At 69.3% G+C, this 24,925-nt stretch carries 21 protein-coding genes; 8 read left to right on the top strand and 13 right to left on the bottom strand.

Annotation, left to right across the window (positions count from 1 at the left end):
• The 10 genes from AMYBE_RS0114035 to AMYBE_RS0113990 all read right to left on the bottom strand — a co-directional run bounded on the left by AMYBE_RS0114035 (position 1) and on the right by AMYBE_RS0113990 (position 10,541).
• A complete protein-coding gene (locus AMYBE_RS0114035) occupies positions 1-1,494 on the bottom strand; it encodes a long-chain-fatty-acid--CoA ligase (protein WP_020660021.1) in 1,494 nt (497 codons plus the stop codon).
• Positions 1,495-1,497: 3 nt separating this feature from the next.
• The gene (locus tag AMYBE_RS0114030) at positions 1,498-2,466 is read right to left on the bottom strand and encodes a phosphotriesterase family protein (protein ID WP_027927641.1); all 969 of its coding nucleotides are present in this window, start codon (positions 2,464-2,466) and stop codon (positions 1,498-1,500) included.
• Between the two features lie 541 nt (positions 2,467-3,007).
• Positions 3,008-3,397 carry a hypothetical protein gene (locus tag AMYBE_RS0114025; protein WP_020660019.1) on the bottom strand — a complete coding sequence of 130 codons (390 nt, stop codon included), beginning with the start codon at positions 3,395-3,397 and terminating at the stop codon, positions 3,008-3,010.
• A 239-nt stretch (positions 3,398-3,636) separates the two neighbouring features.
• On the bottom strand, positions 3,637-3,858 hold the full coding sequence (locus AMYBE_RS0114020; RefSeq protein WP_020660018.1) for a DUF6480 family protein: 222 nt from the start codon (positions 3,856-3,858) through the stop codon (positions 3,637-3,639).
• 262 nt (positions 3,859-4,120) lie between these two features.
• Positions 4,121-4,681, bottom strand: a complete 561-nt coding sequence (locus tag AMYBE_RS0114015; protein ID WP_020660017.1) for a TetR/AcrR family transcriptional regulator — start codon at positions 4,679-4,681, stop codon at positions 4,121-4,123.
• A gap of 44 nt (positions 4,682-4,725) precedes the next feature.
• Complete coding sequence (locus tag AMYBE_RS0114010; RefSeq protein WP_020660016.1) at positions 4,726-5,292, bottom strand: nuclear transport factor 2 family protein; 567 nt, start codon at positions 5,290-5,292, stop codon at positions 4,726-4,728.
• Position 5,293: 1 nt separating this feature from the next.
• The gene (locus AMYBE_RS0114005) at positions 5,294-6,745 is read right to left on the bottom strand and encodes an aldehyde dehydrogenase family protein (RefSeq protein WP_020660015.1); all 1,452 of its coding nucleotides are present in this window, start codon (positions 6,743-6,745) and stop codon (positions 5,294-5,296) included.
• Positions 6,742-7,128, bottom strand: coding sequence for a hypothetical protein (locus AMYBE_RS41680; protein WP_020660014.1), 387 nt, complete (start codon positions 7,126-7,128; stop codon positions 6,742-6,744). The genes AMYBE_RS0114005 and AMYBE_RS41680 overlap by 4 nt, the downstream gene beginning before the upstream one ends.
• Positions 7,115-9,094: a primary-amine oxidase gene (locus AMYBE_RS0113995; protein WP_020660013.1), complete on the bottom strand. Its 1,980-nt coding sequence runs from the start codon at positions 9,092-9,094 to the stop codon at positions 7,115-7,117. Before AMYBE_RS0113995 ends, AMYBE_RS41680 begins: the two co-directional genes overlap by 14 nt.
• A 19-nt stretch (positions 9,095-9,113) precedes the next feature.
• Positions 9,114-10,541: an APC family permease gene (locus AMYBE_RS0113990; protein ID WP_020660012.1), complete on the bottom strand. Its 1,428-nt coding sequence runs from the start codon at positions 10,539-10,541 to the stop codon at positions 9,114-9,116.
• Positions 10,542-10,932: 391 nt separating this feature from the next.
• Here AMYBE_RS0113990 and AMYBE_RS41675 point away from each other — a divergent pair, with 391 nt between their 5' ends.
• The gene (locus AMYBE_RS41675; RefSeq protein ID WP_020660011.1) at positions 10,933-12,087 is read left to right on the top strand and encodes a CopD family protein; all 1,155 of its coding nucleotides are present in this window, start codon (positions 10,933-10,935) and stop codon (positions 12,085-12,087) included.
• A gap of 107 nt (positions 12,088-12,194) precedes the next feature.
• Here the strand turns inward: AMYBE_RS41675 and AMYBE_RS0113980 are convergent, their stop codons facing one another.
• From AMYBE_RS0113980 to AMYBE_RS0113970, 3 genes are all read right to left on the bottom strand, one after another.
• On the bottom strand, positions 12,195-13,061 hold the full coding sequence (locus tag AMYBE_RS0113980; RefSeq protein ID WP_020660010.1) for an alkaline phosphatase family protein: 867 nt from the start codon (positions 13,059-13,061) through the stop codon (positions 12,195-12,197).
• 578 nt (positions 13,062-13,639) lie between these two features.
• Positions 13,640-15,466, bottom strand: coding sequence for a sugar phosphate isomerase/epimerase and 4-hydroxyphenylpyruvate domain-containing protein (locus tag AMYBE_RS0113975; RefSeq protein ID WP_020660009.1), 1,827 nt, complete (start codon positions 15,464-15,466; stop codon positions 13,640-13,642).
• Complete coding sequence (locus AMYBE_RS0113970) at positions 15,456-16,361, bottom strand: shikimate dehydrogenase (protein WP_020660008.1); 906 nt, start codon at positions 16,359-16,361, stop codon at positions 15,456-15,458. The genes AMYBE_RS0113975 and AMYBE_RS0113970 overlap by 11 nt, the downstream gene beginning before the upstream one ends.
• Positions 16,362-16,480: 119 nt before the next feature.
• On the opposite strand from AMYBE_RS0113970, the gene AMYBE_RS0113965 reads away from it, so the two are divergent.
• From AMYBE_RS0113965 to AMYBE_RS0113935, 7 genes are all read left to right on the top strand, one after another.
• Complete coding sequence (locus tag AMYBE_RS0113965) at positions 16,481-17,140, top strand: TetR/AcrR family transcriptional regulator (protein ID WP_020660007.1); 660 nt, start codon at positions 16,481-16,483, stop codon at positions 17,138-17,140.
• Positions 17,141-17,281: 141 nt separating this feature from the next.
• Positions 17,282-18,652, top strand: a complete 1,371-nt coding sequence (locus AMYBE_RS0113960; RefSeq protein WP_020660006.1) for an MFS transporter — start codon at positions 17,282-17,284, stop codon at positions 18,650-18,652.
• A 332-nt stretch (positions 18,653-18,984) separates the two neighbouring features.
• Positions 18,985-19,968 carry an ABC transporter permease gene (locus AMYBE_RS0113955; protein WP_020660005.1) on the top strand — a complete coding sequence of 328 codons (984 nt, stop codon included), beginning with the start codon at positions 18,985-18,987 and terminating at the stop codon, positions 19,966-19,968.
• A gap of 42 nt (positions 19,969-20,010) precedes the next feature.
• A complete protein-coding gene (locus AMYBE_RS0113950) occupies positions 20,011-21,765 on the top strand; it encodes an ABC transporter substrate-binding protein (RefSeq protein WP_020660004.1) in 1,755 nt (584 codons plus the stop codon).
• A gap of 78 nt (positions 21,766-21,843) precedes the next feature.
• Positions 21,844-22,857 carry an ABC transporter permease gene (locus AMYBE_RS0113945; RefSeq protein ID WP_020660003.1) on the top strand — a complete coding sequence of 338 codons (1,014 nt, stop codon included), beginning with the start codon at positions 21,844-21,846 and terminating at the stop codon, positions 22,855-22,857.
• Complete coding sequence (locus AMYBE_RS0113940; protein ID WP_020660002.1) at positions 22,854-23,945, top strand: ABC transporter ATP-binding protein; 1,092 nt, start codon at positions 22,854-22,856, stop codon at positions 23,943-23,945. The genes AMYBE_RS0113945 and AMYBE_RS0113940 overlap by 4 nt, the downstream gene beginning before the upstream one ends.
• A gap of 1 nt (position 23,946) precedes the next feature.
• Positions 23,947-24,921, top strand: a complete 975-nt coding sequence (locus tag AMYBE_RS0113935; protein ID WP_020660001.1) for an ABC transporter ATP-binding protein — start codon at positions 23,947-23,949, stop codon at positions 24,919-24,921.
• Positions 24,922-24,925: the final 4 nt, after the last annotated feature.

Here is a 24,925-nt window from a genome sequence, read left to right as displayed (position 1 = left end):
TCAGCCTCGCAGCGTCCGCTTGAGAATTTTCCCGGTGGGTCCCTTGGGAAGCTCGTCCAGCAGTGTGATCGTGCGCGGATACTTGTAGGCAGCGAGCCGTTCCTTACAGTGCATTGCCAGATCTTCGACGCTCGCGCTGGACCCGGCCTTGAGCACGACGTATGCCGCGACCTCCTCGCCGAGCCGTTCGTGCGGCTCGCCGACGACCGCGGCTTCCGCCACGGCCGGATGCTCGTACAGCACTTCCTCGATCTCGCGCGGATAGACGTTGAAGCCGCCGCGGATCACCAGGTCTTTGAGCCGGTCGACGACGAAGAAGTAGCCCTCGTCGTCGCGGTAGCCGAGGTCGCCGGTGCGGAACCAGCCGTCGCGGATCGTCTGCGCGGTCGCCTCCGGGCGGCGGTAGTAGCCCTTCATGACGTTGTGCCCGCGCACGACGATTTCGCCGATCTGGTCCGGGCCGGGGCCGAGCACCTTCCCGTCGGCGTCGAGGACTCGCACCTCCACGCCCCAGATCGGTTTGCCGATCGACAGCACTTTCCGTTGCTCGGCGCTGATGTTGAACGTCGTCGTGCTCGCCGTCTCGGACAGGCCGTAGCCTTCGAGGACGACGACCCCGCCGAACTTCTCCTCGAACGCCCGGATCACCTCGCCGGGCATCGACGCGCCGCCCGAGACCGCCGAGCGCAGCGACGACAGGTCGCGGCCGGACAGATCCTGTTGCAGCAACGCGACGTACATCGTCGGGACGCCGGAGAAGAGCGTGCAGCGGTGCCGCTCGATCTCGTCCAAGACTGTCGCCGCGTCGAATCTCGGCACCAGCACGAGAGATCCGCCGAAGCGGACCATGATGTTGAGCACGCTGGACAGTCCGAAGACATGGAACAGCGGCAGCACGCCAAGGCCCACATCCTCGGCGGTGGCACCGAACAGCTCGCCCGAGACGGTGCAGTTCATGAAGAGCTGGAAGTGGGTCAGTTCCGCGCCCTTGGGCTTGCCGGTGGTGCCGCTGGTGTAGAGCAGCACCGCGGTGTCGTCTGGGGACATCGCCCGCAGCAGGCCCGAATCCGGCGCTTCGAGGAGTTCGTCGAACGCGCGGGCTTCGCCGGGCGTGCCGACGACGTACACCGGAAGCCCGCCCGCGCCCTGGAACGCGGCCTCCGCGAACTGGTCGAATGCGATCAGCAGCCGGGACTCGCTGTCCTGCAGGTGATACGCGATCTCCGGCGCGGTCAGCAGCGGATTCAGCGGAACCATCGTCAGGCCCGCCTTGAGGATGCCGAAGTAGGCGAGGACGAACTGCGGCACGTTCGGCAGCTGCACCGCGACCTTGTCGCCCGGTTCGAGCCCGAGCCGCACCAGCGATTCGGCGACGCGGCCGGAAAGCTCGTCGACCTCGGCGTAGGTCAGCACCCGGTCGCCGGCGTGCAGGAACGGCTTGTCCGCGTGCGCCGCGGCCGATTCGGTGAGCATCGCGGCGAGGTTGAACGACATCGGTCACCGTCTTTCGAAGAAGCTGCGCGGCACGTCGATCAGCATGGTACGGATCTGCTCCTCGGTCACGCCGCTGTCTCGCAGGTAGGGAAGAACGTCCTCGAAGAGATGCGTGAAATGCCATTGCGGCAACAGTTCCAGCACGTTCGGGTCGATCCAGTCGAGATAGCACGACGCGTCCTGCGAAAGCACCATTTGTCCGGCGTAACCGCGCCGGACCAGCTCGGCCAGGGTGTCCGCGCGAGCCTCGAACGTGGTCTCCAGGTTGATGCCGAACCGGTCCATGCCGAGCACGAAACCCGCTTCGGCCAGCTCGGCGAGATGATCGCAGTCGGTGGTGTCGCCGCTGTGCCCGAGCACGACCCGGCGCGGGTCGACGCCCTCCTCGTCGCACAGCACGCGCTTGACCGCCAGCCCGGTGCGCGAGCCGGGGTGCGTGTGCACCGTGATCGGCACATTGGTCACCAGGTGCGCCTTCGCGACCGCGCGCAGCACCCGTTCCACGCCGGCGGTGAGGCCCTGGCTGTCGATGGCGCATTTGAGCATCCCCGCCTTGACCCCGGTGCCGGCGATGCCCTCGCGGATGTCCTTGACGAACATGTCGACCATCGGGTCCGGCACCTGGGCGTTGAGCGCCGGGCCCCGGTAGCGGAAGTAGAACGGCACGTCGTCGTAGGTGTAGATGCCCGTAGCGACGACGATGTTGAGCGGCACCTGCTCGGCGATGCGCTGGATGCGCGGAATGTAGCGGCCCAGCCCGACCACCGTCGGGTCGACGATCGTGCGCGCGCCCGCGTCGTACGCGCGCTGCAGCTTGGCGACCGCGTCAGCGACGCGTTCGTCCTCGTCTCCCCACTGCTCGGGGTAGTTCGCCTGGATGTCGGCGGTGAGCACGAAGACGTGTTCGTGCATGAGTGTGACGCCCAGAGAGGCGGTGTCCACCGGCCCGCGGACGGTCTCGATCGAGGTCATCGGCGCTCCAAGGATCGGCGGTCGGGCTGGATGCCGGCCAGGTGCGTCCGGCCGCACCATCGCGTGGAATACCTCCGAGATGCCGGGTTCCTCGGCCTCGGTCCGGTAGCCGGTGGCTTCGGCGAACTTCGCGCGCCGTCCGACCGCGACGGCCGGTTCGTCCAGACAGAACGTGGAGCATTCGCCGCGCACGCTCCTTCCTGCCGGAACTCCGGTGCTTCCGGCGGCGCCGCAGCACGCCGCCGGGCTCGTGGCGGCCCCATTTTTACGCGACGGTTCGCTGCGGCGCCAGTCCGATCTCGATCTGGCGCTTCGCGGCCGTGGGCGGCCGAGCCGATGCGGATCCGGAGGCTCCGCCGGGGGAGACGCCGCGCAACGTCGGGCAGAGCCAGCCTCGGCGCGGCCGTTGCGTAGGTCGCAGGTGTACCGGGCTGGGCGCGAAATTGACGGAGGAAAGCAGGCCGTAGTGGTGGACAAGCCCGGCGCGCGGCCGGACCTGGCCGAGCTGCGGACGGACCTGGCGCGGGCGCGATCTGCGCGGCTAGCGCCGCACCTGTTCCGTCGCGGCGCGTTGTGCGTGCGAGAGTACTGTCGCGAAAGCACCGTGCACTGTCAGGAACTGCTCCACTGTCAGGTCGGGATGCTGCCGGTCCAGCTGCTTGGTCGCCCATACGCACCAGCACAAATGTGCGTCGGCGACTGTCAGGTGTGCCGCTTCGGCGGCTTGACACGCATTCGCGCCGCCCAGAATCGCCTGGTGCATCAGAGCCGGAGTGGATCGTTGCTCCCAGGCGCGCAGGGAGGCCAGCGACGAAAGTCGGTGCAGCAGCGAGGACGCATCGGGCAGCGCCGTGCGGGGGACCGGGATGCCGCGGTGGAGCGGGCCTCGGTGCGCCGTCGCGCCGGAGTCGTCAGTGATCAAGCTTGTCATTCGAGTTCCCTTCCGGCGTCCGGTTACCCGCCGCGAAGCAGGCGAAACGTTGATAATCCGGGCGTAGCCGCCAGCCAGTGTCGCGTGATCGCTTTACGGCGCAACTGCCGTGAAGGGGCCCTTGCCGGACCTGGATTCCCTCAAGGGGTCCTTCACGGACGTAGGGCGGTGCGCGTTCACCGGCGTCCGGGCAACTCGTCGACAACAACGCGGAACAAAGGCACCGGGATCGCGAGACGCTAGAACCACTCCGCGGCTCGCAGCGCGAAGAAGGCGGCCACCACCAGCACGAGCACCGCCACCGCGACGAGCCACCCGACCGGCAGCGTGCGCGAAGGCATGGGCTGCGGGTGCGAGAGGCCCGACGTTTGGCCCGCGTCGGGCGGGGTGTCGCCGGGCGGCACCGAGCCGCCGGGTTCGAGACCCGGCACCTCGTCCGGTTCGGGTCCGGGTGCGGTCATGTCCGGTCTCCTGGTCGAGGGTGCGGTTCCCCGGCAGGTTTTCCGCATCCGGCGCCGATAAACCTCGGGCGCCGGCCAGCGCCGGAGAGAGGACGCGTTCGGTGACGGCGACTCGACGGAGCGATCCGGATATGCCGCGGCCTGGACCGGGCGTTGTCGAGCATGAGCGCGCTGCGCCCTCGACCTCGGTCAGACCGGACCGGCAAAGGGCGGCTGAGACCGGAGACCCGGCATCCGAGCTCGTGGCGATCTTACCCGGGCGTCACGAGCGACTGGCCGCGTAAGCGGACAGCAACGCGCGAAGAGCCGCCACCGCGCGTTCGGTCCGCTGGTCGTCGCCGAAGGCGGTCTGGTGGAAAACGAGCCCGTCTATTGTCATGAAGACCAGCTCCGCCAGCGCGCGGTCGTCGAGGCCGTTGCGGGCCAGTTCGCGCTGGACGGCGTCGCGATAGATGTCGTTGACGCGTTCCATCACCGGACGCAGCTCCGGGCGGCGGCGCGCCTCCAGGGTGAGCTCGTACTGGAACGCCTGGGCGTCCGGGTTCGCCGACACCAGAGACACCAGCCCGCTCGCGAACTGGCCGAACCCGGGCTCGTCCGAGGACAGCTCGGCGTCGGCGACACTGCGTTCGACGCAGCTGGCCAGTGCCTCCTCGACCAGCGTCGCCCAGTCTCCGAAGTGATAGCGCACCGAACCGTGGCTGACCCCGGCCTCCGCGGCCACCGACCGGTAGGTCAGGCCGCGCAGGCCCTGGGTCGACACCACCCGGATCGCGGCGTCGAGCAGCGCCTGCCGCCCCGATCCGTACGCCACCCCGCCCATCGGCTGCTACCTCCGCTTCCCTCGTGGCGGAAGTCTAGTGAAAGCTAAGGCTTCATCAGCACCGACGCCGACGGGTAGTCGCTCGCCCAACCGGGCGACAGCGGGGCGATGAAGACATTTTCGGTGCGGGTGCGGGTGATCCGCCAGCCTCCGGGTTCCCGGCGGAACGCGTTGTTGAGCCTGCTGGAGCGCAGCAGCGCGGTGCCGTCGGAGAACAGCCACGGCTGCAGGTGGATCCACTGCCCGGTCGCCGCGTCGCCGTCGACCCGGATCTGCTCCGAGGTCAGGTAATGCGCGTTGAGCAGCAGCGCCGGGTCACGTTTCTCGCCCCAGAACCGCTGGAAGTGGGCCCGGATCGCGGCGGCGCCCTCGGCTCGGCCGAACTGGCCGTCGTAGTACTCGCCCACGCCTTCCCACACCGCGTCTTCGGCGTAGAGCTCCATGATCAGGTCGATGCGCCGCTCGTCGTCGGCGACGCCGAACTCCGGGCACGGGGTGTCGCAGAGGAACATGTAGCGCGCCTGGATCCGGCGGATCTCCGCTTCGGCCTCCAGGACCCCGACCCGGCGGGCCAGTTCCGCGACGGTTTCTTCGATGGACACGGCGGTCACCTCACAGCACGATCGTGACGGTTTTGGTTTCGGTGTTGGCGAGAATGCCTTCGTAGCCGAGCTCTCGGCCGACTCCGCTGGCTTTCACCCCGCCCCAGGGCAGCTGCGGGCCGAGCGGCGACCAGCCGTTCACGCCGACCGCGCCGGCTTGCAGCGCGGCGGAAACGGTGTGCGCGCGCCGCAAGTCTTTCGTCCAGACGGTCGCCGCGAGGCCGTACTCGCTGTCGTTGGCCAGCGCGATGGCCTCGTCCTCGTCTTCGAACGGGATCACCGTCCCGACCGGTCCGAAGATTTCTTCGCGGGCAATGGTCTGCTCGTTCGTGCCGGCGAACACCGCCGGTGCGACGAAAAAGCCGGGGCCGTCCGGCGCGGCGCCACCGGTGACCAGTTGCGCGCCCTCGGCCTTGCCCTTCTCGACGTAGCCGAGCACCTTGTCCCGCTGTGCGCGATTGACCAGCGGTCCCATCGTCGCGGCCGGGTCGAACGGGTCGCCGAGCACCTGCGCTTCGGCGGCGGCTTTCAGGCCGTCGAGCACCGCGTCGCGGATCGAACGGTGCACCAGGACCCGGGTGCCGGCGGCGCACACCTGCCCTTGGTTGGAGAACAGGCCCATCGCCGCGCCGCGGACCGCGGAGTCCAGGTCGGCGTCTTCGAAGACGATCTGCGGCGATTTGCCGCCCAGCTCGAGCGTGGTGCGCTTGAAGTTGCCGGCCGAGTTGCGAAGGATCCGGCGGCCGGTCGCGGTGGAACCGGTGAAGCTGACCTTGTGCACGCCCGGGTGCACCGCGAGGGCTTCGCCGACGACACCGCCGGCACCGGGCAGGATTTGCACTGTCCCGGCAGGGAAACCGGCTTCTTCGATCAGCTTCCCCAGGTGCAGGATCGCCAGCGAGGCGTCCTCGGCGGGCTTGACGATCACGGTGTTGCCGGTGGCCAGCGCGGGCGCGAGCTTCCAGCCGAGGATCATCAGCGGCGCGTTCCACGGGACGATCGCGGCGATGACACCGACCGGCTCGCGCCGGGTATAGGCGTGCGTGGGCGTGCCGAAGTAGCCGTCGTTGACGACGAGTTCGCCGTTGACCTTGTCCGCCCAACCCGCGTAGTACCGCAGCGAGCCGATCAGGTTCGGCACGAACAAGGCGCTCGCGAACCCGTACGGGACGCCGATTTCCAGCGCTTCGAGCCGGGCCAGGAGTTCGGCGTCGCGTTCGACGAGGTCGGCGAGCTTGGCGAGGAAGTGCCCCTTCTGCGAAGGGGGAACGGCGGACCAGTCGCCGCGCAGCGCGGCGGTGGCGGCGAGGACGGCAGTGTCGACGTCGTCCGCGCTCGCGGACGCGACTTCGGCAAGCGTTTCGCCGGTGCTCGGGTTGAGCGTCTCGAGAGTGCCGGCGCCTCCGGAGGTCCACCGTCCGGCGAGGAACAGCTCGGTCGGTGCGGTCGTGGTCGCGGTCATGCCTGGCTCCTGAAGGGTCGGGACGGGGACGGGGCTGCCCACAGCGCGCCGATGACGACCAGCGCCTCGATCGCGGTCAGCGGGAGCAGGTGCGCTGTGGGATGGGAAAGCATTGCCGGTGCGGCGAAATGGTGGTGCGGGGAACCGCCGGGGGAGTGCACGAGGAGCGCGAGGTGCGCGGCGACCATGCCGACCGCGCCGAACGCTGCCATCGCCCACGCCCGCCGGCTGCCGCGGCGCCACAGGTGCACCGCGCACGGCAGGCACAGCGCGGCCATGACGGCGAACGTCCATGACGCACCGGCCATGGCGAGGTGGCCGAGACCCCCGGCTGCCGAGACGACCGCGACGGCGCGGCGCACCAGGACCTCACCCGTGCGCATGGCCGCCTTCGGCCGGGCAGCAGGTGGTGGTGCGGCGGTTGAGGTCCGGGACGTCAAGGGTCGGGTTGCGGTCGAAGAAGCCGTGCGGTTTCAGCGTGAACCCGGTGTAGTCGACCGGCATGATCGGCCAGTCCTCGGGGCGGACGAAGTGGGTGAGCCCGAAGGTGTGCCAGACGACCAGGTCTTGCCCGTCGACGTCGCGGTCGGCCGCGGAGTAGGCGGGCAGGCCGTCGCCGCCGGGGTTCTGGTTGACCGTGTAGCCGGCGGGCCACAGCTGGTCGCGGTCGTAGCGGGTGACCCAGAGATGGTGCCGGGCGAAGGCGGCGCGGGCGGCGATCGAAGACGCGGGGTCGGCCAGCAGCGCGGGCTGCCCCTCGGGATACAGCACGTACGACGTCGGCGTCCCGAGCCGGTTGGCGCGTTCGTCGCTCGACACCGCCCAGACGCGGTTGAGGTGGCCGGCGGCCTGGCGGCGGGCTTGCCGCTCGGTGCGGAGCCGGGTCGTCGTGCGGGAGATCGCGTTGCCCCACGGGTTGCCTTCGCCCATCGGCACGGTCGCGACGTCGAGTTCGTCCACGTGGTTGCGGACGCCGTCCACCGTGAAGTCGAGCCGCGCGGAGAACAGGTGCTGGTGCACCGGCGCGCCGAGACCCGGGGCCAGCTCGGTGAAGTACGGGTCCGTTCCGTCGTAGCCGGAGGGGAACGGGATGCCGGTGGCTTTCGCCTCCAGTTCGACTGTGCCGTCCAGGTACAGGTACCAGTAGAAGCCGTAGTCGTAGTTGCCGACGGTGCCGAAGAAGGACACGACGATCCGGCGCTGGCGGCGGGTTTCGGCGGAACCGGAGAAGATGTCCTTGTGCTTCCACAGGACGCCGTAGTCCTCTTCGTGGACGCAGATCGCGTTGCGGATGGCGACCGGCGCGCAGTGGTCGTCCACTACGACGGCGTCGAGATAGGTGATCTCGCCGAGGCAGTCGCAGCCGAGTTCGAGGGAGTTCGCCAGCCGGCCGAACTGGTACTCGCCGAGATCGAAGTAGTTCTGCCAGCCGTGGGTCGGGCCGGGGTCGCCGTAGTTGACGACCATCTCGGCGATCGACGCGCGGTACAGGATCGGCCGCTGGGCGCCGTGGTCGTCGTAGGAAAGCTGGTGCAGGGTAAGACCTTCACGGCCGTTGAAGCCGAGCCGGACGGACCAGTTCTGCCAGCGCAGCACACCGTCCTCGACGGTGAAGGACACGCCCTCGGGCTGGGTGATGGAGATCGGTTTGAGTCCGGTGCGCTCCGGCCCGCGCAAGTCCGGGTCCAGGTAGTCGCCGGACTCCTCGGGAACATGGCCGACGTGCGTTTCCACCACCCGCAGCACTTTGCGCCCGGCGATGTCGACGTGCGCGATCACGCCGCCGACCGGATGCGCCCAAGCGGAATCGGAGGGGTGTTGCTGGACGAAGCTGAGCACGCGGTAGACCCGGGTGCCGATCTCGTCGTCGTAGCCGAACACGCCCGCCGACAACGGCACCGGCTTGACCGTCGACAGGTCGGTGACCCCGCGCTTGGCCAGGGCCGCGATCCAGCCGGGATCGGCCTTGACGATCTGGTCGACCAGCTCGTAGTCCTCGTCCAAGCAGGGGCCGAAGCCCGCGGCGGCCGGGTCGAGTCCGGTCCGGGAGACCACTCGGCCGCAGGACACGTCGACCACCAGGACGCTGAGCTCCAGAGTGTCCACTTCGGTCTTCAGAAGGGAGATTTCCCTGGGCAGCTCCCGTGTTCCATCCCAGGCGAGAACGTCGGCTTTCTCCGGCTCGCGCAGCATCACGTAGGAGAAGCGGCTGTGCGCGGTGGTCAGCCCGGCTTCGTCCAGAACCGTCCGGGCGCGCCGGATCTCGGCCGGGGTCAGCGGAGCGAGCGGATGACGGACGGAGGTCGGCTCGGCGTCGGTGACGGGCAGCGTCTGCAACGACATCTTCATCCTTGCTTTCGTAGGCGGATCAAGCGATTTCGGCGGGCACCGGCACCGCGGACTTGGTGCGCACCCGTGCCCAGCCGAAGGCGAAACTGACCGGAACGGACGCGAGCAGGAGGACCACGGTGAGCGGGTCGCCGCCGGTCAGCACGCCGAAGTTGTTCAGCACCAGCACCAGAATCCCGGCCATCAGCAGCGTGGACAGTCCGGGTGCGATGCGAGTGGTCCAGGGGTTGGTCTCGACCCGTTCGCGCCGGAAGTAGACGACGACCGCGACCGAGGTGAGCGCATAGAGCACGATCAGCGTCGCCACCGCGAGGCCGCTGAACCAGCTGAACAGCTTCGCTACCGGGTCGAGCCCGAGGATCGCGAACGGGGCGATCGCGGCTGCCGCGGCGAAGGACTGCGCCGCGGAGGCGTTCGCGGGTGCCTGGTGCCGGTTGGTGCGCTCGAGCACCGCCGGGAAGAGGCGGCTGCCGGCCATCGCGTGGAAGTACCGGGTGATCATGTTGTGGAAGGCCAGCACTCCGGCGAACAGCGAGGTGCACAGCAGGATGTCGGCCGCGGTGCTGGCCCAGCCGCCGAGGACGTTCTGCAGCGGGGTCAGCGCGAACAGCGCGGGGTCGGTGCCGAGCGCCTGGGCGGCCTGGTCCTGCACGTGTGCGGCGCCGTAGTAGCCGACGAGCGTCCAGGTGACGAAGGCGAGGAAGACCGCGATGAGTGTGACCGCGATGTAGGTCGCGCGCGGGACGGTCCGCTTCGGATCCTTGGCTTCGCCGGAGTAGATGGCGGTGGACTCGAATCCGAACATCGACGCGATCGCGAACATGATCGCGACTCCCGGTGCGCCCGCCAGCACTGCTTTCGGACCGAAACTGCTTGCCACGTCGAGGGAACCGAGGCCGCGAGTGGCGAGCACGCCGATCGCGAACGCGATCAGCAGCAGGAGTTCGAACGCGACCAGCACGGCGAGCACGCGGGCGCCGAGTTCGACCTTGCGCGAGCCGAGGAACCACACGAGCGCGATCGCGGCGAGCGACCACGTCCACCACGGCGAGCCGAACCCGGCGTCCCGGGCCAACAGCCCGGCGAGACTCGCGCCGAACAGTCCGTACATCGCGAACTGGACGGCGTTGTAGGACAACAGGGCGAGCAGCGACCCGCCCGCGCCGGTGCGCAGCCCGAGCCCGGCCCGGATCACGGCGAAGAACCCGCCCCGGGTGTCGAGATGCCGGGTGATCGTGGTGAACCCGACGGAAAAGAGGATCACCACCAGCCCGACCACCAGGTACGCGCCCGGCGCCCCGGCCCCGTCGCCCATGGCGATGGCGAGGCAGGCGGCGCCGACGATGCTGGTCAGCGGCGCCTGGGCGGACAGGACGAAGAACAGGATGCTGGGGACGCCGAAAGCGTCGCGTTTGAGACTGGTCCGGGGTGTTTCCGCGTTCGACATTGAGCGCCTCCACCAGGCCCGCTTCAGCGGGATCCAGAGGGCGGCTCCCGGTGAGCGGGAGTCGCCTGTGACGGGGACCAGAGTCGGCGACCGGCGGAAACTTGTCAATTGGAAAGTTTGACTTATCGTCGCCTGGTTCGAGTGCGACGGCGGGGGTTATCAATGCGGCCGGGTCTCCGTGGGGGCCCGAGCCGTCAAGGCGGGCGGGTGTCGCAAGGCCGGCAGATCTCCGATTCGACATCGGGCCGGGTCGCGATCAGGGCACGTTCCAAGGCTGCGGGTATCCCCGGCCTCCGCGGGCCCGGCTGCATTGCCAGCTCCGGCCCCTGGGTCTCGCCGGGCAGACGCGCCTCTTGCTTCATGAGTTAGCTAAGCCTAACCTACTTACCTTGTGATCGAGATTTCGCTGGCGGCCGCACCGGCCGCCGCTTCCCTGCCGCCGTGGTGGCGAGTGGTGAGCATGTCCGCCTACTTCGCCGCGCTCTCCGTCGTCATCGGCGGCGGTCTCGCATACTTGCTGGTCGTCCGGCCAGTCTTGCGCGACGACGTGGCAGACGTCGTACGCGCCCGGTGCGCGAGGTTCTTGGCTTGGTGCGGTCCGGTCCTGATCGTCGCCGCCTACCTGCAGCTGGCGGCCCGGGTCGCGCGGACCGTCTCCGGTGTCTCGTTCGGGCAAGCGCTGGCACCGTGGCGCATCTGGTCTTTCCTGACGGCGCCGGCCGAACCGGGGGCATGGGTGTCGACCGGCGTCCTGGTGCTGATCCAAAACGCGCTGCTCCTGCTGGCCGCCCTCGCGCTGCTGAGCTTGTTCGCCCGGCAGCGGCTCACCGCGATCTCGGCTTCGGCGGTCGCGCTGGCGACGGCCGCGTCGCTGGTGCTGTCGGTGCCGGGCAAGCTGGCCGGGCTGACCGTCGACAAACAGCTGGACACCTGGTTGACGCAAGCGCACATCGTCGCCGCGGCGGCCTGGCTCGGCGGGCTGGTCTGCCTCGCGGCGCTCGCCCGGTCTCGACCGTTCGGGGCCGACGCCAGCCTGTACTGGGCACCGGTGTGGTCGCGGTTCAGCGTGCTGGCGCTGGTCGCGGTGGGGGTGCTCGTCGCGTCCGGGAGCTGGCTGGCGTGGCGGCACGTGGGCAGCGTCGATCAGCTGGTCAGCACCTCGTACGGCCGGTTCCTGCTGCTGAAACTGCTGCTGGTCGCCGCGCTGGTGGGCACCGGTGCCTACAACCAGCTGGTGCTGCTGCCCCGGATCGCCCGAGCGCACGCGTCCGGCGATCTGGGCCGGGGATTCTCCTTGGCGCTGCGTCATTTCCCGGCGGTTGTTCGGGGAGAAGCCGCCTTGGGGCTGTCCGTGCTGGTGATCGTGCCGTTCCTCACCGGGTCGGCGCGCGCTCAGGCCGGACAGCCGAAGTCCCCGCCGATCGACGGCGGACTGCTCGTGCTGGCGGCTGTTCTCGTCGCCGCGCTGGGGGCTTCGCTGTACGCGACCTATCGGGTCGCACTCTTGCGCGCCCGGCAGGCCAGTGCCCAGCCAGCTGCGGCCTGAGGAAGGGCGCGGTCCCTGGACCGCTCACCGCACGGCAGGCGGCGGTGACGCGGGCCTGCGGCAGGCGGTCGCCTGCCGCAGGCCCGGGGACAGTCTCCGGCCTTGGTTCAGGACCCCCAGACGTCCGTGATCGGCTTCGCCTTGGCGGCCGAGCCGAGCGCGGGGAGGCCGTAGGCGCTTTCCAGGGTGCTGAGCACGGTGTAGTGGTTGATCTTCTCGCTGTACTGCCCGGTCTTCACGTTGGCTCCGACGAAAATCGTCGGGATCGAGTTGTTCCCGCCGTCGTCCTCGTCCTCGTCCCAGGTGACGATGAGCAGGCTGTTGTGCGTTTTGGCCCACTGGGCGTAGCCGTCGAGGTTCTTCTTCAGCCAGGCGTCGCCCTGCTGGATGGTGCCGTCGTGCATGTCGTCTTGCAGGTTCGGGGTGACCCAGGACAGCGTCGGCAGCTTGGTGTAGTCCGCCGGGAAGCTCGTGTACGGCTGGTTCGCGGACGCGGGGATGTCGCTGAAGTTGACCCACGGGCTGTGTTTGCGGGCGTAGTCGCCCTTTTCGCAGCCGGTGTAGCCCGCCTTCGGCAGGCTTTCGGAGTAGCCGGTGAAGCTGCCGCCGGCGGCCGTGAGCTGATGTGCGAGGTTGTCCGCTTTGAAGGTGTGCGGGCAGGAGTCGTCGGTGACGCCCTGGGTGGAGCCGGACAGCAGGGCGATGTAGTTGGGTTCGCTGGGATGTGTGAGCGCGAAGGAATTGGTGAACAGCGCACCCTGCTTGGTCAGCGAATTCAGGTACGGAGCGTGCGAACTGCCGATGATGTTGCGGTAGCCGCGGTTCTCCATCATGACGATGACCACGTGGTCCGGCTTCGGCGGTGCGGCCCGGGTGCTCAGGTCCTGGCTCGCGCTGGCCGGACTGGCCGCCAGGCCCAGTGCGGCTGTCGCCGCTGCCACGACCGTGGTCGCCCACCTTTTTCCGTGTGCCATGTGATTCTCCGTTTCCTGCCCAAACCGACGAAGGATGCGATTTCTGCGGATGTGCTTGCGATGAATCGGGTTGTGTCACGTTCGCTGCGCGCGACCCGCCGAGGGCATCCGCGCGAGCCGCGAGGAACACGGCAGGACGAGAGTCAGGTGCACGTCGCGCTCCTTCGGCCCGGCGAATGGCTCGTGAATAGCGGCGGCGGTAGTTAGTAAAGTTTCCTAATCGGTTGGACTTTAACGGCAAGCCAGCGGATCAGGCAAGCGATCCGCTGCTTCAAGATCGGTGCAGACGGCATCTTCTGGAATCAAAAAGGGAACAATCGGGATATTCGACGGTATTTGTCCGGATCACCGGGCGGGCCGGGCAGGTGCACCCGCGCGCTCGGCCGGGCCGGGCAGGTGCACCCGCGCGCTCGGCCGGGCCGGGCAGGTGCACCCGCGCGCTCGGCCGGGCGGGCTGGCAATCCGTGAAGGACGCCTTGAGGGACTTGGGTTCCGGCAAGGGGCCCTTCACGGACTTTCGTGAGCGGCGCGCGGCGTTCTCTCCCGTTCGCGGGTGGTCGGCTGAAACGCGGCGCTGTTCAGACCGCCGCGTGTGCGCGGGCGAGCCGCCGGCGGCGGTGCGCGGCCATCCGGACGGGTGCGTCGGTCCAGCCGTAGCCGTCGTGGTCGCCGAGGCGCTGGACGAGGGCGAGGAACACCCGGCCGCCGAGTACTTCGGTGCAGACCTGCAGGTAGTCGCCTTCCGCGGTGTGTTCGTGCAGCACGCCGAGTTCGCGGTAGGCGGCGAGCCGGTCGGCGGGCAGGGCGAGGCGCGCGTCCAAGTCGGCGTAGTAGTTGTCCGGAATGGCCAGCAGGGGAGCGCCCGCCGCCTGCGCGGCGCGTGCCGTGGCCAGCAGGTCGTCGACGGCGAGGGCGACGTACTGCGGTTCGGAAACTCCGGGTGCCCATTCTCCCCGGCGCAGCAGGGAAACCGTCAGCGCGAGCCGGAGCCGGCGGAGCGGGTCGGCGACGGCTTGGCTGCGGACCAGGCCGAACGGGGCGGCGAACTCACCCGTCGCGGCGGGGTCGAGACCGAGCACGGTGCGGTAGAAGAGCACGGCTTCGTCGAAGTGGTCGAAGGGCTGCGCCAGTCCGATGTGGTCGATGCCGACGATGCCGATGCCGTCGGCGGTCTCGCCGGTGGGCACGAAGTCGCCGGTCCAATCGCCTTCGTTGCCGGTGCGGCAGAAGAACAACGCGGTTCCGTCGGGCGCGGTCACCGCGGCGAGATCCGCTTCGGCGGGGCCTCGTTCCCGCGGCGGGCGAGTCGCGTCGAGCCGCACTGCCCGGCGCGCGGCGGCCGCCGGGTCGGCCGATTCGACAGCGAGCGCGGCGACGGCCGCCGGGCCGCCTGAGCGGTTGACGAGGATTCGCGCAGTGCCCTGTTCCCAGCGTTCCACCGGCTTGGTGCGGTGTATTCCGGTGCGCGCGAAGCCGAGCGCGGACAGGACCGGCGCCAGCGAGTCGCCGGCGGAGAGTTCGACGAACGCCGGTCCGCGGACTTCGGGCGCGGGCTGGGCGATCGGGTCGGACGTTCCGGTACGCGCCGCGGTCGCTTCGGCGAGCGCGAGCAGGGACCGATGCGCGTCGATCGCGGCGCGAGCCGGGTCGGCTTGGCGGAAGACGTCGTTGAAGACTTCGAGCGACAGCGGGCCGGCGTATCCCGCGGCGAGGACCGGGGCGAGAAAGCCGGGCAGGTCGAACGCGCCCTGCCCGGGGAAGAGCCGGTGGTGGCGGCTCCACTGCAGCACGTCCATCGAGAGGTGCGGCGCGTCGGCGAGCTGGAGGAAGAACAGCTTGTCTCCGGGGATTTCGGCGATACCGGCCGGATCGGAGCCGCGCGAGAGGAGGTGGAAGCTGTCCAGGCACAGACCGACCGCGGGGTGAGCGGCCCGCCGCACCGCCTCCCAGGACCGGTCGTAAGTGGACACTTCCTTGCCCCAAGCCAATGCCTCGTAAGCGATGCGCAGGCCGCGCGCGCCGGCCCGCTCGCCGAGCGCGTGCAGCTGCTCGGCGAGCAGGTCGAGGTCGGCGACCGCGTCGGCGGCCACCGAGGAACAGACGAGCACGGTGTCCGCGCCGAGTTCTTCCATGAGGTCGAACTTGTGTTCCGCGCGGCGCAGGTTGGCGGCGAACCGCTCCGGATCGGTGGAGTCGAGGTCCCGGAAGGGCTGGTACAGGTCAATCGACAAGCCGAGGTCCGCGCAGCGCAACCGCACTTCGCCGGGTGGCAGGGGAGAAGCGACGAGGTCGGGCTCGAAGATCTCGACCCCGTCGAAGCCGGCGCCCGCCGCGGCGGCGAGTTTGCCGTCGAGCGTTCCGGACAGGCAGACGGTGGCGATTCCGGTGCGGATTTCATGCGACACGGCTGGTGCCTCCGGCGGTTTCGGCGTCGATCAGCTCGGTGAGGTGGCGCAGCATTCTTTCCGGGTCCGGTTCCCGGCCGCAGAACAGTTTCAGCGCGGCAGCCGCTTGGTGCACCGCCATCCGCCCGCCGTCGAGCGTGCGGCAGCCGAGCGAGCGGGCGGCGCGCAGCAGTGGCGTTTCCAGGGGCCGGTAGACGATCTCGGCGACCCAGAGTTCCGCGCGCAGCAACGACATCGGCAGCGGCAAGCCGGGATGTCCGGCCATCCCGACCGGCGTCGCGTGCACCAATCCGTCGGCTTCGGCAAGCCGGCGTTCGAGATCGGCGACGCCGCCGCCCCGTGCGCGCCCGGCCCCGAATCGTGCGGTGAGCTCGTCGGCGAGCCGGACTGCCCGGGCGGAATCGGTGTCGAGTACGGCGAGCGAACCGGCGCCGAGGCTCAGCAGCGCGTGCGCGGCGGCCGCGCCTGCTCCGCCCGCGCCCAGGAGCACCACGCGAGCCAGCGGCGCAGCGGGCAGTCCGGTGACGAAGCCGTCGCGGAAGCCGGACCAGTCGGTGTTGTGCCCGACCGTGCGACGTCCGTCGAAGACGACGGTGTTGACCGCGCCGATCGCCGCCGCGTCCGGAGACAGCTCGTCCAGGTGCGGGATCACGAGTTGCTTGGCCGGATGCGTGACGTTGACGCCGGACCGGCCCTCGGCGCGAGCCTGGGCGACCAGATCGCCGACCGCGTCGGCCGGCACGCCGAGCACGTCGAGATCGAACCGGGTGTAGGTGCACTCCAGCCCGAGTTCGCGCGCCTCGCGCTCGTGCAGCGCGGGGGAGAGCGACGGGCCGATCCCGCTCCCGATCAGACCGGTCCGCAGCGGGCCGGGCGCAACGCGGTCGGGGGGCATGGCAGGGCTCCTCGCGATCGATGAATGTACTAGTTAGTAACTTGTACCGTGTCCTGACGCGAAAGGGAAGCGCGGCCGGATATCCTCGGCGGCGTGAGCCGAGCAGCGAGGACGATCCCGTGAGCGCCGAGCCGTCCGACGCGCCGGAGCGGCAGCGAGACGCCGAACGCACCCGTGCCGAGATCCTCGACGTCGCGACCGGCGAGTTCGCCGACCGCGGGTACGACGGCGCCCGCGTCGACGAGATCGCCGCCCGCACCAGTACGACCAAGCGGATGCTCTACTACTACTTCGGCAGCAAGGAAGGTTTGTACGTCGCCGTCCTCGAGCGCGCCTACCAGGGCATCCGCGCGCTGGAGCAGCAGCTCGACGTGGACCACCTCGACCCGGCCCGGGCCATGCGCGCTCTCGCCGAGCTGACCTTCGACCACCACGAATCGCATCCCGCGTTCATCCGGCTGGTCGGCATCGAGAACATCCACCACGCGCGGCATCTGCGCACCTCGCCGATCCTGCCCGGCCTGGCCGCGCCCGCGGTCGACGTGCTCGCCGGCATCCTGGAGCGCGGGCGCACGGCCGGCCTGTTCCGCGACGACGTGGACGCGCTCGACGTGCACATGGTGATCAGCGCGTTCTGCGTGTTCCGGACCGCCAACCAGCACACCTTCCAGGTCATTTTCGATCGCGACCTGCTGGATCCCGCACGCCGCGACCATTACCGCCGCATGCTCGGAGACCTGGTTCTCGAGTACCTGACGGCGCACGTCGGGCGGGCCTGACCGGAGGCGGATCGGCGCCGATCGCGGCCAAAGTCTTGACACGATCGCGGTCGCTAACTCACTATCCGGTACATAACCAGCCGGTACATTCCGGCCGGCCGGATTCGTTCGACCGCCGCCGCGGTCATCAAGGAGGCTGACGTGGACGACGCCGTCGCACGCCAGGGGCACGATCCCGCATCGCCGGGCGCGGCCCGCCGAACCCCCCGCCAGGCAGCCGTGTCCTCGTGGATCGGCAGTGCCCTGGAGTACTACGACTTCTTCATCTACGGCACCGCCGCAGCGCTGATCTTCCCTAAGGTGTTCTTCCCGGCCGGCAACGGCGCGACCGCGACGATCGCCTCGCTCGCGACCTTCGGGGTCGCCTATGTCGCCCGCCCGATCGGGTCGTTCGTCCTCGGGCATCTCGGCGACACCCTGGGGCGCAAGCGAGTGCTGCTCATGACGCTGCTCGGGATGGGCGCGGCGACCTTCCTGATCGGCGTCCTGCCCGGATACGGGACGATCGGCGTCGCGGCCCCGATCCTGCTGGTCGCACTGCGGCTGATCCAGGGGCTGGCGGTCGCCGGCGAACAGTCCAGCGCCGGATCCGTCACGCTGGAGCACGCACCGGCGGGCCGGCGCGCCTACTTCACCAGCTTCACGTTGGCGGGCACGCAATTCGGCCTGATCCTGGCGACCGCGGTGTTCCTCCCGCTGTCGTCCATGCCGACCGCCGAGCTGCTGTCCTGGGGCTGGCGGATCCCGTTCCTGCTCAGCGCCGCCGTCACGGTGGCCGGCTGGTGGATCCGGCGGTCGATGCAGGAGAGCCCGGAATTCGCCGCCGAGCGGAAGCGGGACGCGGTCCCGAAGGCGCCGCTGCTGGTGCTGCTGCGCCACCACACTCCCGACGTGCTCAAGATCGTGGTGAGCGCGCTGATCTCGGTCACCAGCACGATCGTCAGCATCTACTCGCTCACCTACGGGGTGTCCACGATCGGCCTGTCCCGCGGTTCGATGCTGTGGATGGTCATGCTGAGCAACGTGGTGGCGCTGGCGGCGATCCCGTTGTGGGGCAAGGCAGGCGACCGGTTCGGCCGCAAGCCGGTGTTCGCCGTCGGCGCGCTGGGCGTCGCGGTGCTGATCTGGCCGTTCATCTGGGCGATCAGCCAGGCGAACGTCGCGCTGGTGTTCGCGCTGGGGATTCTGCTTTCGGGCGTGGTGTACAGCGCCTACGGCGGGGTCGGCTACGCGCTCTGGACCGAGCAGTTCGGCACCAAGGTGCGGATGTCCGGGGTCGCGGTCGGCACGCAACTTGGCTTCGCACTGGGCGGCTTCGCGCCGTCGATCGCCGCTGCGCTCGCCGGTCCGGGTCTGAAGAACTGGCTTCCGGTCGCCGGCCTGGCCGCCGGTGCGGCTCTCGCGGCCGGGCTCGCGGTGCTGACCATGCGCGAGACCTACCGGACCCCGCTGACCGAGCTGGGAAAGCGGACTCCGCGGGCGGTTGGCAACGATCAGGCGGTGGCCGCCTGACGGTACGCGGAGCTCCCGCTTCGGGAGCTCTGCCGCCTGGCTTGTCGCTGGAGGCGCCCGCGGGCGCCTCCAGCGCTGCTTCCGGCATTCGGCAGAGTCCACAAAGGAACGACATCGGCTGATTGTTCCCTCCGGGCCCTTTATCCGGAATGGCCGGACAATCGACCGGTTCGCCACTGCCAGCGACCGCTCGGCAGCGCGGAAGCATCGGACCGTCGCGGTTGAATCACGATCCCGCTACGGAGAATGCGGCGGGCTGGTATGCCGGCGCGCCAGGAACGACAGTCTTCTGGTCCGCGAGCACGCTTTTCGAACTGTGTCCGGGCGGGGTCATGGCAGCTCCACTGGAAGTCCCTGAACCGGCGGGCGAGCCCGCGCTCGTCCGCCCCGGAGAAGCCATCCAGAGCCGATCTCTGCGGCAGATCGCCTGGATGCGGCTCAAGCGCGACCGGGTGGCGATAGCCGGCGGCTGCGTCGTCCTGCTGCTCATCGCCGCCGCGCTGCTGGCCCCGCTGCTCGTCGGGTGGTTCGGCCACCCGCCGACGCAATTCCAGGAAACCTTGGTCGACCCGGATCTCCAGGTGCCCAAAGGCGCGTTCGGCGGCATCAGCGCGGACAACCTGCTGGGCGTCGAGCCGGTCAACGGCCGGGACTTGTTCAGCCGGGTCCTGTACGGCTCGCGGATTTCCCTGCTGATCGCGTTCCTGGCGACCGCGCTGTCGGTCGTCCTCGGCACCGTTCTCGGTGTCGTCGCGGGCTATTTCGGCGGCTGGGCGGACACGCTGATCAGCCGGACGATGGACGTCTTCCTCGCGTTTCCGTTGCTGCTCTTCGCGATCGCGCTCGCCGGGGTGGTTCCCGACCACGCGTTCGGGTTCAGCGGGGACAGCCTGCGCGTCGGATTGCTGATCTTCATCATCGGCTTCTTCAGCTGGCCCTACATCGGCCGCATCATCCGCGGGCAGACGTTGTCGCTGAGAGAAAGGGAATTCGTGGACGCCGCGCGCAGCCTGGGCGCGCGCGGGCCCTACATCCTGTTCCGGGAACTGCTGCCGAACCTGGCCGCCCCGATCCTGGTGTACTCGACCTTGCTGATCCCGGCCAACGTGCTTTTCGAAGCCGCGTTGTCGTTCCTCGGCGTCGGAATCCGGCCGCCCACTCCGACCTGGGGCGGCATGCTCGCCGACGCCGCGCACTACTACCAGATCGACCCGGAATTCATGCTCGTGCCGGGTCTCGCCATTTTCGTCACCGTCCTGTCGTTCAACCTTTTCGGCGACGGACTGCGTGATGCGCTCGACCCGCGGGCGCGCTGAAAAAACCGGAAATCCCGACTCCCCACCAGGGGGTGCATCCAGATGAAGCACCGGAGAACCAGCACGATTCTCGCGCTCGGCGCGACGGCCGTCCTCGCGGCCTGCGGAGGCGGCGGAGGGCCCGGCCAGCCTGGCCCGCCCGGTTCGCAGGCCGGGTTCAACGCGGGCGTGGGCCACGTGTTCAACCCGTCGACCGCGAAGGGCGGGACTCTGCGCGTGGCGAACGCCGGCGACTGGGACTCGCTCGACCCGGCCGACACCTACTACGGGTACTCGTGGGACTTCATCCGGCTGTACGGGCGGCCGCTGGTGATGTTCGCGCCCGCGCCCGGCGCGCAGGGCGCGAAACTGGTTCCGGACCTCGCGCAGACGCTGGGCGTGCCCAGCGACAACGCGAAGACCTGGACCTACAAGCTGCGCCCCGGGGTGAAGTTCGAGGACGGCACCGCGGTCACGTCGAAGGACGTCAAGTACGCGGTCGAACGATCGCTGGACAAGACCACCTTCCCGAACGGGCCGACCTACTTCAACGACTTCCTGGCGCTGCAGGGCTACAAGAGCCCCTACTCCGATCCGGACCCGAACAAACTGGGCCTCAAGGCGATCGACACCCCGGACGATCAGACCATCGTCTTCCACTTGAACCAGACGTTCGCCGGATTCGACTACTTCGCCCAGCTGCCGTCCACGATCCCGGTGCCCCGGGCGAAGGACACCGGGACCAAGTACAAGGAACACGTCGTGTCCTCCGGCCCGTACATGTTCCAGACCAACAACCTCGGCAAGAACTTCGCGCTCGTGCGCAACCCGAACTGGGACCCGGCGACCGACCCGAACCGCAAGGCGCTGCCGGACCGGATCGAAGTGCAGCTCAACGTGAACGCCGACGACATCGACAACCGGCTGCTGTCGGGCGACCTCGACGTCGACGTGGCCGGCACCGGCGTGCAGCCGGCCGCGCAGGGCCGGATCCTCGCCGACCCGGCGCTGAAGGCGCGCGCGGACTCCGCGACCGTGGCCCGGCTCTGGTACACCGCGATCAACGGCGACGTGGCTCCGCTGGACAACATCCACTGCCGCCGGGCCGTCGAGTACGCGGCCGACAAGGTCGCTTACCAGAACGCGTACGGCGGGCCGACCGGCGGCCAGATCGCGACCAACCTGATGCCGCCGGTGATCCCCGGCGCGCAGGCGAACAACCCTTACCCGCCAGGCCCGGACAACCACGGCGACGTCGCGAAGGCGAAGCAGGAACTGGCGGCCTGCGGCCAGGCAGGCGGGTTCTCGACCGGACTGTCCTACCGGGCCGAGCGTCCCAAGGAGAAGGCGACCGCGGAAGCGTTGCAGCAGTCGTTGGCCAAGGCCGGCATCACCGTCACGCTGAAGCCCTATCCTGCGGGCGACTATTACAAGCTGTACGCCGGAAAGCCGGACTACGCGAAGGCGAACGGACTCGGCCTGATGATCACCGGCTGGGGCGCGGACTGGCCGGACGGGTTCGGCTTCCTGAGCCAGATCGTCGACAGCCGGGTCATCCGGGCCTCGGGCGGCAACACCAACCTGTCGGTCAAGGACCCGGCGGTGGACGCGCTGATCGACAAGGCGCTCGCCACCACGGACACCCCGGCGCGCGAGAAGGTCTGGGCGCAGATCGACGCCAAGGTGATGGACGACGCGTACATCCTGCCCGGCATCTGGGCGAAGGGACTGCTCTACCGGCCGCCGAACCTGACGAACGTGTTCGTCACCGACGGTTTCCAGATGTATGACTACCTCACGCTGGGCGTGAAGAAGTAAGCGGAAGAAGGTGGAGGCCGGCGGAGTCCGGGAGCGGGCCGGCGGATCCGGCCGCTCCCGGCCGCCGCGGCCGGCGCGGTGGTCACATTCCTGATCCGGCGGTCGGTCGCCGCGGTGTTCATGCTGTTCGTGGTGAGCGTCGCGACGTTCGCGATCTTTTTCTTCATCCCGCGTCTCGCCGGTGCGTCGGCGGACGACCTCGCGTCGCGCTACGTCGGCAAAACCGCCGGCCCGCAGCAGATCCACGAGATGGCGCAGAAGCTCGGCTTCACCGATCCGCTGTGGGTGCAGTACGGCCGGTTCGCGAAAGGGCTCGTGGCCGGGTCCGACTACAGCACCGGCCCGGTCACCGTGCACTGCCCGGCGCCGTGCTTCGGCTATTCGTTCATCACCCAGAACCCGGTGCTGCCGGAACTGCTCCAGCGCCTGCCGGTCACGTTGTCGCTCGCGGTCGGCGCGGCGGTGCTCTGGCTCGTGTTCGGCGTGGCGACCGGGGTGGTCTCCGCGCTGCGCCCCGGCAGCGCCTTCGACCGGATCGCGATGGGGACCGCACTGGCCGGCGTGTCGCTGCCGATCTTCTTCACCGGCCTGCTGGCGCTGTCGATCTTCGCCTACACGCTGCGGATCTTCCCGGGCGGCAGCAGCTACACCCCGATCACGCAGAACCCGGCGTTGTGGGCTTACGACCTGGTGCTGCCGTGGATCACGCTGGCGTTCCTGTATGCCGCCGGGTACGCCCGGCTCACCCGGGCGGGAATGCTCGAAACGATGCGGGAGGACTTCATCCGGACCGCGCGGGCGAAGGGCCTGCCGGAACGGACCGTGGTGCTCAAGCACGGCCTGCGGTCCGCGCTCACCCCTATCCTGACCATCTTCGGGCTCGACCTGGGGCTGCTGCTCGGCGGCGCGGTGCTGACCGAGAGCACCTACTCGCTGCCCGGCATCGGCCAGTACGCGGTGCAGGCCATCACCACCAACGACCTGCCGAAGGTACTGGGCGTGACGCTGATGGCGGCGATCTTCATCATCGTCGCGAACCTGGTGGTGGACCTCATGTACGCGGTCGTCGACCCGAGGGTGAGGTACCAGTGAGCGTTCCCCGGCGCCGCGAAGACCTCGCGGCGGACGACGACCGCCTGGCCCCCGGGGCCTTCCTCGACGTGCGCGAGCTGCGCGTGCATTTCCCCACCGACGACGGACTGGTCAAGGCGGTCGACGGGCTGTCGTTCCAGCTCGACCGGGGCGCGACGCTCGGCATCGTCGGAGAATCCGGGTCCGGCAAGAGCGTGACCAGCCTGGCCATCATGGGATTGCACCACGGAACGAGGTCGGTGATCTCCGGGAAGGTCCTGCTGGACGGCCGTGACCTGGTGGCCGCCACGGCGGAGGAGGTCCGGCGCCTGCGCGGGCGCAAGATGGCGATGATCTTCCAGGACCCGCTTTCGTCGCTGCACCCGTATTACACCGTGGGCGACCAGATCGTCGAGGCGTACCGGATCCACAACAAAGTCGGGAAGGCGGCCGCCCGCGCGCACGCGACAGAGCTGCTCGACCGCGTCGGCATCCCGCACGCCAAGTCCAGAGTGGACGATTACCCGCACCAGTTCTCCGGCGGGATGCGGCAGCGCGTGATGATCGCGATGGCGTTGTCCTGCGACCCGGAACTGCTGATCGCGGACGAACCGACCACCGCGCTCGACGTGACGGTACAGGCGCAGATCCTCGACCTCATCCAGGACCTGCAGCGCGAATTCGACTCGGCGGTCATCGTGATCACCCACGATCTCGGCGTGGTGGCGGAGATGGCGGACGACATCCTCGTGATGTACGCCGGGCGGGCCGCGGAGTACGGCTCGGCGCGCGTCGTGTTCGAGGAACCGCAGCATCCCTACACCTGGGGCCTGCTCGGCTCGATGCCCCGGCTCGACCGTGCGCGGACCGGTCGCCTGCTGCCCATCAAGGGCAATCCGCCCAGCCTGATCAACGTCCCGGCGGGCTGCGCGTTCCATCCCCGGTGCGGCTACGCCCACCTCAATGGGAACCGCTGCTACACGGCGGTACCGGAAATGCTGGACGTCGGCGGCGGGCACGAAGTCGCCTGCCATCTGAGCGGGGAGCAGTGGAGCACGATCTGGCACGGCGAAATCGGACCGAAGCTGCGAGGCGAGCGCGATGAGTGAAATGCTGGCCGTTTCGGGCCTACGCAAGCACTTCCCAGTCCGGCGCGGGGTGCTGCGCCGGACGGTCGCGGCGGTACACGCGGTCGACGGGATCGAGTTTTCCGTTGCCCGCGGCGAAACGCTCTCCCTGGTCGGCGAGTCGGGCTGCGGCAAGACCACGACCGGCCGCCTGCTCACCCGGCTGCTGGAACCGAGCGAGGGCCGGATCGTGTTCGACGGCCGCGACATCACGCATCTGCCCGCCCGCCGGATGCGGCCGGTGCGGCGCGACATCCAGATGATCTTCCAGGACCCGTACTCGTCGCTGAACCCGCGGCACACCGTCGGGACGATCGTCGGCGCGCCGTTCCGGCTGCAGGGCGTGGAACCGCCGCAGGGCGTCAAACGCGCCGTGCAGGAACTGCTCGAACTGGTCGGCCTCAGCCCGGAGCACTACAACCGGTACCCGCACGAGTTCTCCGGCGGCCAGCGGCAGCGGATCGGCATCGCGCGCACCCTCGCGCTGCGCCCGAAGCTGATCGTCGCGGACGAGCCGGTGTCGGCGCTGGACGTGTCCATCCAGGCGCAGGTGATCAATCTGCTGGAAGACCTCCAGGACGAGCTGGACCTGACCTACGTCATGATCGCGCACGACCTGTCCGTGGTGCGGCACATGTCCGACCGGGTCGCGGTGATGTACCTGGGCAAGATCGTCGAACTCGCGCCGGGCCCAGACCTCTACGGCAGACCGATGCACCCGTACACGGTCACGCTGCTTTCGGCGGTCCCGGCGCCGGATCCGGCGCGCCGGCGGAGGTCTGCCCGGGTCAAGCCGAAAGGCGAGCCGCCGGACCCGATCGATCCGCCGCGCGCCTGCCGGTTCCACCCGCGCTGCTGGAAGGCGCAGGAGATCTGCCGGGTCGACGAGCCGCCGCTGATCGAGCGTTCGGACGGACACCGGGTCGCGTGCCATTTCCCGGAGAACGCGGCCTCCTGAGGCG

This window comes from Amycolatopsis benzoatilytica AK 16/65 (assembly GCF_000383915.1).
GTDB classification, from domain to species: Bacteria; Actinomycetota; Actinomycetes; order Mycobacteriales; family Pseudonocardiaceae; genus Amycolatopsis; species Amycolatopsis benzoatilytica.
The sequence above is the reverse complement of the archived record's forward strand: the minus strand, read 5'-3'. Positions and strand labels throughout refer to the sequence as shown.

Coding starts and splice junctions, on each gene's coding strand:
- AMYBE_RS0114035 (WP_020660021.1), bottom strand. CDS start 1,494: ATGTCGTTCAACCTCGCCGCGATGCTCACCGAATCGGCCGCGGCGCAC.
- AMYBE_RS0114030 (WP_027927641.1), bottom strand. CDS start 2,466: ATGACCTCGATCGAGACCGTCCGCGGGCCGGTGGACACCGCCTCTCTG.
- AMYBE_RS0114025 (WP_020660019.1), bottom strand. CDS start 3,397: ATGACAAGCTTGATCACTGACGACTCCGGCGCGACGGCGCACCGAGGC.
- AMYBE_RS0114020 (WP_020660018.1), bottom strand. CDS start 3,858: ATGACCGCACCCGGACCCGAACCGGACGAGGTGCCGGGTCTCGAACCC.
- AMYBE_RS0114015 (WP_020660017.1), bottom strand. CDS start 4,681: ATGGGCGGGGTGGCGTACGGATCGGGGCGGCAGGCGCTGCTCGACGCC.
- AMYBE_RS0114005 (WP_020660015.1), bottom strand. CDS start 6,745: ATGACCGCGACCACGACCGCACCGACCGAGCTGTTCCTCGCCGGACGG.
- AMYBE_RS41680 (WP_020660014.1), bottom strand. CDS start 7,128: ATGCGCACGGGTGAGGTCCTGGTGCGCCGCGCCGTCGCGGTCGTCTCG.
- AMYBE_RS0113995 (WP_020660013.1), bottom strand. CDS start 9,094: ATGAAGATGTCGTTGCAGACGCTGCCCGTCACCGACGCCGAGCCGACC.
- AMYBE_RS0113990 (WP_020660012.1), bottom strand. CDS start 10,541: ATGTCGAACGCGGAAACACCCCGGACCAGTCTCAAACGCGACGCTTTC.
- AMYBE_RS0113980 (WP_020660010.1), bottom strand. CDS start 13,061: ATGGCACACGGAAAAAGGTGGGCGACCACGGTCGTGGCAGCGGCGACA.
- AMYBE_RS0113970 (WP_020660008.1), bottom strand. CDS start 16,361: ATGCCCCCCGACCGCGTTGCGCCCGGCCCGCTGCGGACCGGTCTGATC.
- AMYBE_RS0113955 (WP_020660005.1), top strand. CDS start 18,985: ATGGCAGCTCCACTGGAAGTCCCTGAACCGGCGGGCGAGCCCGCGCTC.
- AMYBE_RS0113950 (WP_020660004.1), top strand. CDS start 20,011: ATGAAGCACCGGAGAACCAGCACGATTCTCGCGCTCGGCGCGACGGCC.
- AMYBE_RS0113935 (WP_020660001.1), top strand. CDS start 23,947: ATGCTGGCCGTTTCGGGCCTACGCAAGCACTTCCCAGTCCGGCGCGGG.